The 12,647-nt window shown below is 71.0% G+C and carries 11 protein-coding genes; 3 read left to right on the forward strand and 8 right to left on the reverse strand.

The features are described from left to right. The first annotated feature begins 95 nt into the window (after nt 1-95). Together AB0F70_RS03395 and AB0F70_RS03400 are read left to right on the forward strand one after the other, a co-directional pair. Nucleotides 96-242 carry a hypothetical protein gene (locus AB0F70_RS03395; protein WP_357443641.1) on the forward strand — a complete coding sequence of 49 codons (147 nt, stop codon included), beginning with the start codon at nt 96-98 and terminating at the stop codon, nt 240-242. Between the two features lie 111 nt (nt 243-353). Then, nucleotides 354-764 (forward strand): glutathione peroxidase, encoded by a 411-nt coding sequence (locus tag AB0F70_RS03400; protein ID WP_357443643.1) that lies wholly within the window; start codon nt 354-356, stop codon nt 762-764. Between the two features lie 43 nt (nt 765-807). Here AB0F70_RS03400 and AB0F70_RS03405 read toward each other — a convergent pair whose 3' ends face one another. Beyond that, a complete protein-coding gene (locus AB0F70_RS03405; protein ID WP_357443645.1) occupies nt 808-1,083 on the reverse strand; it encodes a hypothetical protein in 276 nt (91 codons plus the stop codon). Between the two features lie 190 nt (nt 1,084-1,273). Here AB0F70_RS03405 and AB0F70_RS03410 point away from each other — a divergent pair, with 190 nt between their 5' ends. Then, nucleotides 1,274-1,747, forward strand: coding sequence for a GNAT family N-acetyltransferase (locus tag AB0F70_RS03410; RefSeq protein WP_357443647.1), 474 nt, complete (start codon nt 1,274-1,276; stop codon nt 1,745-1,747). A 12-nt stretch (nt 1,748-1,759) separates the two neighbouring features. On the opposite strand, the gene AB0F70_RS03415 is transcribed toward AB0F70_RS03410, so the two are convergent. The 7 genes from AB0F70_RS03415 to AB0F70_RS03445 all read right to left on the reverse strand — a co-directional run bounded on the left by AB0F70_RS03415 (nt 1,760) and on the right by AB0F70_RS03445 (nt 12,623). Beyond that, nucleotides 1,760-2,401: a response regulator transcription factor gene (locus AB0F70_RS03415; RefSeq protein WP_357443649.1), complete on the reverse strand. Its 642-nt coding sequence runs from the start codon at nt 2,399-2,401 to the stop codon at nt 1,760-1,762. Further along, nucleotides 2,394-3,689: a histidine kinase gene (locus AB0F70_RS03420; protein WP_357443651.1), complete on the reverse strand. Its 1,296-nt coding sequence runs from the start codon at nt 3,687-3,689 to the stop codon at nt 2,394-2,396. The genes AB0F70_RS03415 and AB0F70_RS03420 overlap by 8 nt, the downstream gene beginning before the upstream one ends. Nucleotides 3,690-3,739: 50 nt before the next feature. Then, nucleotides 3,740-4,852, reverse strand: a complete 1,113-nt coding sequence (locus AB0F70_RS03425) for a hypothetical protein (protein ID WP_357443653.1) — start codon at nt 4,850-4,852, stop codon at nt 3,740-3,742. 137 nt (nt 4,853-4,989) lie between these two features. Continuing rightward, a complete protein-coding gene (locus AB0F70_RS03430; RefSeq protein ID WP_357443655.1) occupies nt 4,990-6,354 on the reverse strand; it encodes a copper amine oxidase in 1,365 nt (454 codons plus the stop codon). A 134-nt stretch (nt 6,355-6,488) separates the two neighbouring features. Continuing rightward, nucleotides 6,489-9,134: a choice-of-anchor G family protein gene (locus AB0F70_RS03435; protein WP_357443657.1), complete on the reverse strand. Its 2,646-nt coding sequence runs from the start codon at nt 9,132-9,134 to the stop codon at nt 6,489-6,491. 408 nt (nt 9,135-9,542) lie between these two features. Further along, entirely contained in the window at nt 9,543-11,804 is a 2,262-nt protein-coding gene (locus tag AB0F70_RS03440) for a helix-turn-helix transcriptional regulator (RefSeq protein WP_357443659.1), read from the reverse strand. 354 nt (nt 11,805-12,158) lie between these two features. Then, complete coding sequence (locus tag AB0F70_RS03445) at nt 12,159-12,623, reverse strand: hemerythrin domain-containing protein (protein ID WP_357443661.1); 465 nt, start codon at nt 12,621-12,623, stop codon at nt 12,159-12,161. Nucleotides 12,624-12,647: the final 24 nt, after the last annotated feature.

A 12,647-nucleotide genomic window follows, 5' to 3' on the forward strand; every position in this document is an offset into this window, starting at 1 on the left:
GTACCGGCATTACCTCCGGCGCGCCGTGAACAGGAAAGTCCGCCTCGTCCATCTTCCGGACGTTCCTCAACGTCAACGGCGACACGCTCGTCGCGATGCTCGTCGCGAACGCGAGCGGCGAGATCGACCGCGACGTCTACGACGAGCGGAAGACGGTAGCGGAGAGCGACATCTCCGCCGCCGACGAGTCGAACACAGATGAGTCGAACACCACAGCCGCTCCGGAGATCCAGCCCGTCTGAAACCTTGCAGTGAGTGCAACAAAGATGGACGATGCGGGAATGGACCTCTACGACATCCGCTTCCACACCATGGACGGCACCGAGATCTCGCTGGCCGAGCACTAGGACGACGTGGTGCTTGTCGTCAACGTGGCATCGCGGTGCGGCCTGGCGCCGCAGTACGCGACCCTGGAGGAGCTGCAGAAGAAGTACCAGGACCGGGGGTTCACGGTGCTGGGCTTCCCGAGCAACCAGTTCCTGCAGGAGCTGGGCTCGAACGAGAAGATCGCCGAGTTCTGCTCCATGACGTACGGCGTCACGTTCCCCGTGCTCGACAAGATCAGGCTGAACGGCAGAAACGCTCACCCGCTCTACGAAGAGCTCAAGAAGGCAGAGGACGCCGAAGGGCACTCGGGCAAGATCCGGTGGAACTTCGAGAAGTTCCTGGTCCTGCCCGGCGGCGATGTGCGCCGCTACTCACCGAAGACCCTGCCGGACGACCCGGCGATCGTCGGCGAGATCGAGGCACACCTGCCGCGCTGAGGGTCAGGCCGCCGCCGCCGTCGAGGCGGCGGCGGCCTCCTCCTCAGTCATCACTGGGCGCGAGCGTGAGCCGCATGGCGACCGGCACCACGTCCGAGGCGTCGCCGAGCCAGCCGGTCCACACCCTCGTCAGGCCAAGCTCCCTTCCGGGGTCGGACTCCTCCGCGATCAGCCTGTGCTTGCTCACGAGCGGCAGGGCCGTGAGCTCGCTGACCGTCAGAATGTCGATGACCAGCACGTCGACCCGATCAAGGCCGAACGCGAGCCAGTCCTGACTCACTCGCAGCGAGAGCGTGTCGAGCGCCGTCAAGCGGGACATCACTGCACTGAATGCTGTATCTGTCATGCAGCCTTGACGCTCGAACCGCGCTGAGGTCACAGCACTTCCGGGAAATCTTTCACCCGATCTTCAGCAGCTGGGCCAGCCGGTAGGGTGCCCGGTCGATCGCGGCCCTCCGCAAATCTCGACGGTGGTGCCCGCGGCGCAGGCGGGGCATACGCTGTTGAGCATGGAACCGACCCGATTCCGGCAGGCCACGCCCGAGGACGCGCAGGCACTCCTCGATGTCGAGCGCGCCGCTGGGATCGCGGCGCTCGGCCATATCTTCCCGCCGGGCATGTATCCCTTCCCCGCCGACGAGGTCCGGGCCAAGTGGGAGTCCGCGCTCACCGAGCCAGGTGTGCGCGTGCTCGTCCTGGACGACGACGTGGACAGCTCCCGGCTGGCCTGCTTCGTCGCCCACGACGAGCGGCTGCTCCGGCACCTGGCGGTGCACCCGTCCCGCTGGGGCGCCGGCCTCGCCCGCGCGGCGATGGACGCGGCGGTCGCCGAGATGCGCGACCCGCGCCTGTGGTGCCTCGCCGACAACGACCAGGCCATCGGCTTCTACGAGCACCTCGGCTGGCGCCGGACCGGACGCACCCTGGCGTCCGACTACGCGCCGTTCCCGGACCAGGTGGAGATGGCCCTCCCCCGGGACTGACGCCCGGACCAGCTACAGGTCGACGAGCCCTGCCCGGTACCCGAGCACCACCGCCTGCGTCCGGTCCCGGGCCTGCAGCTTCCCGAGGACCGACGCCACGTGCGTGCGCACCGTCTCGACGCCGACCACTAGCGCGGCGGCGATCTCCGCGTTGGTCATGCCCTGGGCCACCAGCCCCAGCACCTCTCGCTCGCGCGGCGTCAGCACCGGCGCGCCGGCCGCCGCACGCGGACGGGTCCGGACCAGGTCCCGGAGCGCCTGTGGGTACAGCAGGCTCTGCCCGACGGCGACCGTCCGGACCGCCTGCACCATCTCGTCGGCGCCCGCCCGCTTGAGCAGAAATCCGGACGCCCCTACCGTCAGCGCGTCGAGCACGTAGCCGTCGTGCTCGAACGTCGTCACCACGAGCACGCGGGGCGGGTCCGGCAGCCGCAGCACGAGCTCCGTCGCGCGCAGCCCGTCCACGCCGGGCATCCGCACGTCCATGCAGACGACGTCGGGCCGCAGGGCGCGCGCCAGCTCGACCGCCTGGGCGCCGTCGCCCGCCTCGCCGACGACCTCGATATCTGGCTCGGCGTCGAGGATGAGACGCAGACCGCTGCGGACGAGCGGTTCGTCGTCGGCGACGAGCACCCGGACCTGGGTGTCAGGCATCTGGATCCTTCCGGTTGGCCCCGCCTGTTGCCTGGGGCGCGCAGGGCAGCGTCGCACGGAATGCCCACCGGTCGCCGTCCGGCCCCGCGTGGACGGCGCCGCCGAACAGGGCCACGCGCTCCCGGATACCCGACAGGCCGCGCCCTCCGGACTGGCGCCTGCCGGGACGCGCACCGAGGAGAATCGGGTTCACGACCTCGATCCGCACCTCGTCGCCGCCGTGCCCCACGGTGAGCCGTACGGGGCCGGGAGCGCCGTGCCGGTGGGCGTTGGTGAGCGCCTCCGTGACTATGCGCTGCACGGTCCGGCCCAGCAGAGCCGGCAGACCCGGAGGCAGGTCGATGCGGGCGGCCAGGTCGAGTCCTGCCCGGCGGTGGGCGGTGACGACGTCCTCCAGCGCGGGTGCGAGCGCCACGGGTGCGTCGTCGTCGGCGTCGTCCCGCAGGATCGCCAGCAGCTGGTCGAGCTCGGCGAGCGCCGACCGTGCGGTGTCCTCGATGGCGGCCAGCGCCTCGGCCGCCGCATCGGGGTTGACCGCGACCACCCGGCGTCCGGCCGCCGCCTGGACGCTGACGACGGTCAGCGCATGGCCTATCCCGTCGTGCAGCTCGCGCGCCAGGCGGGTGTGCTCCGCCTCCCGACGAGCCCTGGCGAGCGCCGTCTCCATGCGGTCGTGCGGCGTGGGCCCGAGCACCCGGCCGGCGAGCGCCGCGGCGGCGGCACCCAGCGGCCACGTGGCGATCAGGGCCAGCAGTGCGAACGCGGCGCACGCGACCAGCCGCAGCGCGAGGGACACCGGCCCGGTCGGCAGCGGCAGCCCGGTGTAGAACGAGTCCCCGGAGCGCAGCGCCTCCCCGGCGACTGCCTCAACGCCGATCAGAACCGCCATCGGGACGCCCGCGAACAGCCCGGCCGCCACGAGCAGGCCGGAGGCGAGGTGTCCCGCCACCCAGGCCGCCGTCCGGAGCCGGTGCGCGGGGCGGGGCCGGGCCGGGACCACCAGCTCGTCGTCCACGTCGAGCAGCGCGCGGGCCGCGGTGACCTCCAGCTCCCGTGCGCCGGGTACCAGCCCGAGCCCGATGGCGGCCGCGACCGTCGCAACCGCCACCACCCAGGCGGGCAGCCCTCCGGCGACGATGTTCAGCAGGCTGTAGACGAGCAGCACCAGGGCCAGCCCGATCGCCCCGCCCAGCATCTGCCAGGCGAACCGCCGAGCGAGATACCGAGCGAGATCTCTGGTGAGTTCCCTGGCGAGACCCCTGGTGAGCTGCCGCCTCGTCGCCCGCATGCCGTCATCCTCTCCGGTCCTCAGGTCCACCCGCCAGGCAACCTGCTGCCTCAGACGGCCGGGACCTGTTCCCGGGCGGGCGTCCCGGCGTCGGGCACCGGCGAGCGCTCGGACCGGGTCCGGTGGGCGACGTAGCCCCAGACGGCGAGCGCCAGGGCCGGACCCCAGTACCAGCACGGGAACACGACGGCCCCCACGACACCCTCGACGAGGCTCTGCCCGCTGAACATCACCAGCATCGGGACCACGGAGAAGACAAGGGTCACCGCGATCAGACCACCGGGCACGGCGGCCGCGGCGATGGGTACGCGGCGCCCGGCAAGCCCCGGCATCCAGCGGGGGAACACCTCGCCCCAGGGTCGGATCAGGCCCAGCGTGAGGAAGACGCCGAGCCAGGCGCCGCTGGACAGCGTCAGCCCCCAGATCCGCGTGGACATGTCCAGGTCGAACCCGAGCTGCGGCCACGGGGTGAGCCAGGTGAGCCGCACGAGGGCGTACGGGAGCGGTCCGGTGGCGGCAACTATCGTGATGGCCTTGCGGTGCCGCACCACCCAGTCCGTGGTGCGTTCCATGACCGGCGTGCCCGCCAGGGCCTGTACCCCGACGGCCGACCACAGGGTCCCGGCCGCGAGCACCAGCAGGGAGAGCAGGAGCCCTGCACGGTTCTCGAACAGGCCGGCACCGAGCATGCGCACCATCCCGGCGAGGGCGTCCCGCGCCAGGAACCCGCCGACGACGAGCAGGGCCAGGCCGGGTACGCCGACCGTCCAGCGGGCGACGCGGTACCGGCGCACCACCTGGACGAGCAGGACCACGACGGCCAACGGCATCGCCATGGCGACGAGGTAGCCCATGGTGGACAGCGGGCCGCTGCCCTGCAGCACCACGCCGAACACGACGAGCTGCAGCGCCGCTGCCCAGACCCGGCCCCGCATGCGCAGGACGCCGGCGAGCGCCGCGATACCACTCGCGACGCCGGCCAGCGCCGTGACGACGTGGACGGTGGTCGCGGCGTCCTGTCGGGCGAACCGGACCAGGAGTGCGGTTGCGGGGTCTGCGTAGACGTTCGGCAGGAGTCCGAGCATCCAGGCCAGGCCGAGCAGCGCGGTGGCGCCGCTCGCGATGGTGGCGCCGATGAGCGTGGCGCGGGGCAGGCGTTCCATGACGGTTCCTTCCGGTCGGTCGTGCGGTGTGCCTCCACACTCCCGTCCGCCACGTGCTCTCCCCCTCCCCCGACCGGGGGATATCGGCTGGTGGCCGGGGGATACGCGGGGATACCCTCTGGCTCAGGGCGGCTGCGTCAGGGCAGCTCGGCGGGCTTCCCGTTGACGTCCTCGCGGGCCGACGGCGGGTCGACGCGCTGGGCGGTCAGGTCACGCGGCGTCAGGGTGAAGCCCTGCCAGTGCATCTCCATCGGGCTCTGGTCCTCGTCGCGCGCGACGTGGTGGAAGCCGACGGCGACCCAGGTGACGACGTCGGACAGCTCCGCCTTGTCCTGCGCGAAGTCGAGCACACCCGAACCGCACGTGCCCTCCTTGTTCGCCGTGGCGAACAGCTGGCAGTCGTCGGCCTCGGTGAACGCGATCGCGTACCCGGCGTCGTCGACGTCGTCGTGATGGTGGTCCTGGGTGAGCTCGAACGGCGTCGTCGCGCCGAGATCGACCTGGTAGGAGATCTCGTGCCCGTCCTCGTTGAGGACGGCGGGGTTGACCACGCGCCACCAGCGGCGGTCCGCCGCCGCCGCGGTGCCCTCGTGCGTGATCGGGGTGAGATCGCCCTCCACGAGCGGTGCCCGCGGCCCCTGCTCGCCGGTCGGTGCGGCGTCGTACTGCTCGACCGCCTGCTTGCTCGGGCCCCCGAGCGCCCAGTGCACCCGCCACACCGCGTTGTGCGAGTGGCTGGTGGCGTAGTCGGTGTCTCCCGGGCCGACCGGCCAGCCGTGGGCGGGGTCGTCGCCGTAGTCCTCCGGCGACAGGTCGCCCGTGGCGCCGAGGTCGGACCGGATGGTCCCGTCGCTGCCGAACGTGTACTGGCTGACGTACTCGTACCAGCCGACCTTCGAGATGGTCGCGAGCCGCAGGTCGGTGCGCCGTGCCACCTCGGCACCTTCGCCTTCGCCGCTGCGGTACGCGATGCCGCCGTCGACCACCTCCTGGCAGAGCACCTGACGCTTCGCGCCGCCCCCGCCCAGCGAACCGTCGCCGACCTTCGGCAGGTACGTCTCGAGACGCTCGCCCAGGCACTCGGTCGGGGTGAGCGTCATCATCTGGGGGCCGCCGAAGCCCTGCGTGGTGATGTCCTCGGTATTGCGCAGGCCCGTGTCGTACGGCACCTCGAGCTGCCCGATGGACAGCTCGGCCAGCACCTGCACCGGCTTGTGGCCTGCCGGCGTGAAGTGGACGTCCTCGAGCACCAGCCCGCGGCTGGAGTCCACCCGCCAGCACATGGTCCAGGTCGAACGGCTGAGCAGCTCCTGCGTGATCGACTCGTTCTCCGGGCACCTCAGGTCCACACCGCCCGACGCCCTGTTCTCTTCCGTCAGCGGGGCAGGCGCTGCAGGTAGCGCGTGCTCCACGACCAGGATCGCAGCCACGACGAGCGCGACGATGGCCGCTGCTGCGACGACCGCCGGAATCACCCCTCGTCTCGGCGACAGCTCGGACACGACTCCCCCTTGGATCTCGGGCACACGGCCCGTTGGTGGGCCGTTCGGGAACAGGACCGGCCCGGTGCGACGACGTCGCACCGGGCCGGTCTTACTGCGTCAGACACTTGCTACTGCGTCAGAGACTCAGCTCATCAGACGGCAGGCTTGTCGCCCGACATCCGGCCCATCGCGGTGGCGAAGGCCTGGCTGATCTCGCGGCGACGCTTGATCATGACCGCACCGGCACCGAGCAGCAGCACCATGGCGGCGATCAGGACCGCGACGTTCGCACCGGTGTTGGCCAGGCCGCCGTCGCCGTTACCGGCGCCCGCACCCGAACCATCACCGTTGCCGTCACCGTTGCCGGAGCCGCTGTTGCTGGCCACGACGGTGATCGGCGTCTGCGCGCCTTCGCCGCCGTCTTCCGGCTGGGCGTCGACGATGATGACACCCGGCGGGGTCCCCTCGGGAACCGTGATCGGGGTCTCGAAGCCGCAGTCGTCGCCGACGGTCACGGTGACGGGGTCACCGATGTCGTTGCCCTGCGTGTCCTTCAGCTGGACGATGACCGTGGAGCCGGCCGGGAAGCCCGAACCGGTGACCATGACCTCGTCGCCGGCCTCGACCACTGCCGGGTCAGCAACGATGCTCGGGTTCGTGCACTCACCCGGGGGGTTCGTGCCCGGGGGCAGGATCTCGAGCGGCGCCTCGGCACCCTCGCTGCCGTCCTCAGGAACGGCCTCGACGACGTGGTCGCCGGGCTCTGCGTCCTCAGGAACGGTCAGGTCGGTGATGAAGCCACAGGCCTCGTCCGGGGTGACCATGACCGCGTCGCCAACCGGGTTGCCCTCGGCGTCGCGCAGCTGCACGGCGACCGGAACGCCCGCCGGGAAGCCCTGGCCGACGATCGAGACGGTGTCGCCCGGGTAGACAGCACCCGGCTCGACGGTCAGCGTCGGGTCCATGGCGCAGATGTCGGATCCGGCGACCACTGCCAGCGGGGCCTCAGCGGCCTCACCGGTGGTGTCGTCCGTACCCACGACCGGGTAGACGCCGAGCTCGGCGTCAGCCGGAACCGGAACCGCGACGGTGAACGAACCGTCCGAGTCGGTGTCGACCGGGATGGCGTCGCCCACGGGGTTGCCCTCGGGGTCGGTCAGCTGAACGGTCGCGGTCGAGTCGGGCGTGTAGCCCTCACCGGTCGTGATCGTCGACTGGCCAGGAGCGACAGTGGCGGGGTCGACCGACAGCGACGGGTCGATGTCGCCAGGTCCACCGTCGTCCGGCGTGATGCGCACGGCGGCGTTGCCAAGGTTGATCCGAGCAAGCTCGTTCTCCCCCGGCAGGAGCGCGATGCTCAGCGCGTTCAGGTCGAGCGACGTGACGACCTCGGCCGCCGTGGCGGTCGGGGCAACCGAGTCAGACGTCTCGGTGACCTGACGGTTGATCGTGATCGAGAGGACCTTGGACAGGACATCGAAGACCGGCGAGAGCAGCTCGCGGATCGGGGCAGTGATCGAGTCCGTCTTGAGGTCGTTGATCAGCAGCTCGAAGATGTTGTCACCCTCGTCGCTGATCAGCAGCTCGTACACCGGGGCCAGGATCGGCGCGAGCGCCGGGCCGACCGTGTTGATGGTGTTGACCAGGACCGTGGCGACCGGGCCCATGGTGCCCGTGCTGTTGTTGACTGCCTCGGGGAAGTCGCCGTTCACGGCGTCCACCAGGGGCAGCGACCACGAGACGTCGAGGGTGCCGAGGGCGCCCTCCTCGTAGAAGGCGATGTTGATCGTGACGGAGTTCAGCGAGTCCTCGATCGCACCGATGAGGACGCGAGTGACTTCCTGCATGAGCTCGTGCACGGTCTCCGCGATGAGCGGGTAGGTCGTGTCGTCGATGAGCTCGGTGTTCGCGGGCAGGCCGTTGAGGCCTTCCTCGTTACCCTCGGGGCTGTCGACAAGCTTGTCGAGGTGGATCTCCAGCTGACCGGTCGACAGGTCGATCGTGATGAGCTGGTTCGCCGAGGTGATCGGCTCGCCCACGACGGACTCGAACAGGTTCTCCTGCATGTTGCTGTCGACGGTGATCGAGGGCGTCGGAACACCCGGGACCGCGTCGAACAGGCCGGTCAGGGCGCTGTCGTCCAGGTTCTCGTTGACGAGGTCCTCGACGGTCGTGTCGATGGTGCCGCCGATGTCGTAGATCGACGCGGCAGCGTCCTCGATGACCGGGGAGTGCAGGAACAGGTCCAGGTCGGCAACGCGGTACTGGCCGAGGCCACCCACGCCGTCCTGGTCCAGGATGACGCCGTCCTCGGCCTTGACCTCGGCTGCGGCAGCACCTGCCTCGAGCAAGAGCTGGTCGACGATCTTGTCGGTGAGGCCGTCGATGCCCAGCAGGCGCGCGACGGACAGGACGTCAACGGACGCCTTGCCGAAGTCCTCGGTCTTGCCGTCGAGGTGGACGCCGCCGTCCGCGCCGAGCAGGCCCGACACCGCGTACGCGTCGACTGGGGACGACGCCTCGCTCCTGCTGACGAGCGCGCCAGCCTGACCGTAGTCAAGGATCTCGTCGAGGCGAACCTCGATGTCATTGAGCTTGATGAGCTCGGAGCCGAGCAGCTCGACGTTGAGGTTGCCCTCGTTCGGCCCGGGGTTCGACTCCGAGCCGGCCTGCGAGTAAGCGGCTGCCAGCAGCGCCTCCTGGAAGAGCGTCGAGTCGAGGACGCTCGCAGCGGCCTCGGACGGCTCGTCCGGGTAGTTGTTCACTGCGACCGCAGGCAGTCCGGTGGCCGTAACCACGACTGCGGTTGCCGCGGCCGTCGCCAGGGTCCGGCGCCACGGGGCGCCGCCCTTCCGACGTCGGCCTGACGGTACTTGCGTTCGGTTCAAGAGAACTCACTCCTCCATATACACGCTTCAAGTGAAAGCGTCCGGATCGGTACGTGATCACGTCCGGAATCGGCTGGGGCGAGGCGTATGACACACCCGTGCCCGGGCTTTAGAGAACAGTGATTCCCAGGGACCTGCCAGGCGGAGCGGCAATCGTGCGCTGACGCAACTCAACGCAATTCGCCGTGCGCTCGAATCGATAAGAGGCGCGATAAAGGCGTGCGCATGCAAGTGCGCGGGGAGAAGTGAAGGAAGTCCGAAATGCCGGGTGAAAAACCCTACCAACAGCAGGTGAAAACCTTGCGTTCAGGTCGGGTGTCAGCCACCGGCAAGCCAAGCGGGGGGACGGGTCTCGGCGAGCCGCACCAGGTCCCTACGGTCCCGGATGCCGAGCGTGGCGTAGGCCCGGCGCAGCCGGTTCACGACTGTCCGCTCGGACACGAAGGTCGCCTGGGCGATCTGCGAGTTCGTCGCACCGTGCACCGCCAGCTTGACCATCTCCCGCTCGTGCGTGCCGAGCACCTCCCACTCGGGGCCGGCACCACCGCTCGCATCGGCCTCCGCGAGGAAGACGTCGATACCCCGCAGCCAGCCGGCCATCCCGGCCAGCCGCACGAGCGTCCTCGCCTCGTCGAGCATCGCGTTGCCGGTGGCGCGGCCGCCGCGCGTCACCGCGTACCGGCCGTACGCGACGAGCATGCGGACCCGCTGCCACGGCGACATGGGGGCGGACGGGGCGTGCAGCGCGGTCTCGAACGCTACCGACGGCACACCGTCGTCGGCCAGCAGCGCACAGAGCCTTGCATAGGCGGCGGCGACGTCGGGCGTCGACCGTTCCTCGGGCGCCACGGGCGGATCGAGCAGCCGCTGGGCTCGTGGCCCCACCCTGCCGGGCGGCGTGGAGGCCATGACGGACTCCACGAGGTCGCACCGCACCTGCACGCGTCCCCGGTAGGGCCAGGCGCAGTGCTCGAGCGCGATGGTCAGCAGCGCGACCGCTCCTTCCGCCTGTCCGACGACGAGGTGGGCGGCGCCAAGGTCCGCGGCGTACTCGCCGAGCACCCGCGCCGACCAGCTGCCCGCCTGCGCCGGCATCGTGCTGCCAGGGACGGTCCCGTCGACGACGGCGTCCGCCGAGGCACGCATGCCCCGGGCCGGCAGCCACGCCTCGACGGACGGGCGCAGCTCGGTGGCGTGCGCGATATGCGTGCGGACGTCGACCGCGCGCCCGTCGAACGCGGCCACCCGGGCCGCCGCGAGGTCGCGCGCGACGATCTCCGCGACCGCCCTGTCCGGCGTCGCGCCGGAGTGGTCGGCGAGGAGACCGCGTGCGCCGACCACGTCCCCCAGCGTCAGGAGGGCGCGTACCTGGATGTCGACGCCCACCCAGTCCTGGCCGGGCGTGGGCCCGATCAGCCGCAGGTCTGCCCGCAGCGCGCCGGGGTCCGGCAGGTCGCCCGTGTCCTCGAGGCACAGCAGCGCCTCGGCGACCCGTGCTCCCGCGGCGCGGGCATCCGCGCCGACGCCCGTCAGGTCACGCCACCACAGGTGGTCGGTCCAATCAGCGCCCACCCCGTCCGGCACCAGCGAGCCGGCCAGATGGTCGCGCCAGGCGCGCCCGGTCATGAGGGACACCCCGACGGCGCGCGCAGCCAGGTGCGGGTCGGGCGCGGCCGCCACGGCCGCCCACGCGCGCGCCGGCAGCTCCTCCAGGTGCAGCCCGTCGAGGATCCTCAGCAGCGCGCCGGCGTCGGTGACGTCGCGTTCCGGCGCCAGGGTGTCCCGGCCATCCATCTGGCCGTCCGCACCCCGCACCTCCTTGCACAGCAGGGCGAGCAGCGGGTGCCGCACGCTCGAGCGGCCGTCCCGGCGCGCCGCCGAGGCGCCGCCGAGGGGTGCGGTCGCGAGCGCGGTCATGGTCGCCGGGTCGAGCCCGGCAAGCATCGCGCGGTAGGCGCGCCGAGCGGCCGAACCCACTGTCTCGGGTCCGGCCCAGGAGACGTCCCCGCGCAGCTCCGCGGCGCTCAGCGAACCCGCGAGCTCGAGGGCGAGGCGCGGGTTGCCTGCGCTCCACCAGCGCAGGTGCTCGACGACGTCGGCAGCCACCGGGGCGCTCATCTCCGTCGCGAGCGCACGGCGCAGGGACATCCGGTCGAGCGGGCCGAGCTCGAGCACCTCGACGTCGTCGGAGAGCGGCTCGACCGCGATGCTCCGCACCGCGGCGATCACCCGCCAGTCCTGTCCGTACGCCTCGTCCGCCAGGTGCTGGAGCCAGCGCGCTCGCTCAGCGGTCAGCACCCCGACGTCGTCGACGAAGAGGACACGCGGCCCGGAGCCGCCGTCGCCTGCCCAGACCGAGACCGCGCGCAGGAACCCTGCCGCGTCGAAGCCCGGGCCGTCCTCCGGATCGTCCGGCACGGACCAGGCCGACAGGTCGACCCGCCGGCTGTTGTCCAGGTCGTGCGCCGACGGCCTGGATGAGCACGGCCGTACCACGCGGACCGCTGACGAGCCCGCGCCGACCTGCTTCAGCGCGTGGAGCACCGTCGAGGTCTTGCCGATCCCGCTCAGTCCGCGCACGACAAGGACCGTCGGGTCCAGGTCGGTTGCGAAATGCCCGATGACCCGCAGCTCTCGATCACGCCCGTGGACCACGAGGTCCCTCCCCCTGCTGCCTGCCTGGTTCGTCCATGCCTTCGGCACTGCCGAAGGCACTGCCACGGAAGGCCCGTTACTTGATGGCACGCACACCCCAATTCGCCACTTACATGAATGTCTATCAGTAGCGCCTCAGGAGTCTATGACAGGAGATGAATCGTGCAGGATGAGCGTGTGGTACGGGATATTACGGCTCTACTGGCGGATCTCGGACAGGTAGGGGAAACTCCGCACCCGCAAATCCGGGCGGAATGTCTCATTCCAGGGGCGGGGGCGTCACGCCAGGGGGCCGAGCATTTCCTGTCTGCCCACGTCGGGCCGCACCGCGCCGTCGAGCACGTCGACCAGCTTCTTCTCCTCGTACCGGAAGTGCGTCTCCATGACGGCCTCGATGCCGTCGAGGTGCCGCAGCAGCTCGTCCTGCGCCGCACCCGACACGGCGGCGCGCTCCAGCTCGCCCAGGAGGTGGTCGAGCATCGAGTGGTCCCGCTTCAGGTCGGCGACGACGGGCGCCAGCTCGGGCCGGTCCGCCAGCACCACGTCGAACAGCGTCGCGTCCTCGCTGCGGTGATGGCCGGTGAGTGCCGCGCAGAAGCCCACGCAGTAGAGCTGCAGCTCCCTCGCCGCCGCCGGCCCCTCCGCGCCGTCCTCGACCGCGGACCGCGCCACGGCGAGCGCGTCCCGCAACCGCCGGTGGACCTCACGGAGCTCCTGACCCCAGGCGACGACACGTTGACTCATCGCAGCAACCCTAGCCCGGGGCGC

The sequence above is a fragment of the Promicromonospora sp. NPDC023805 genome, assembly GCF_040639635.1.
In the GTDB taxonomy this organism is placed as follows: Bacteria; Actinomycetota; Actinomycetes; order Actinomycetales; family Cellulomonadaceae; genus Promicromonospora.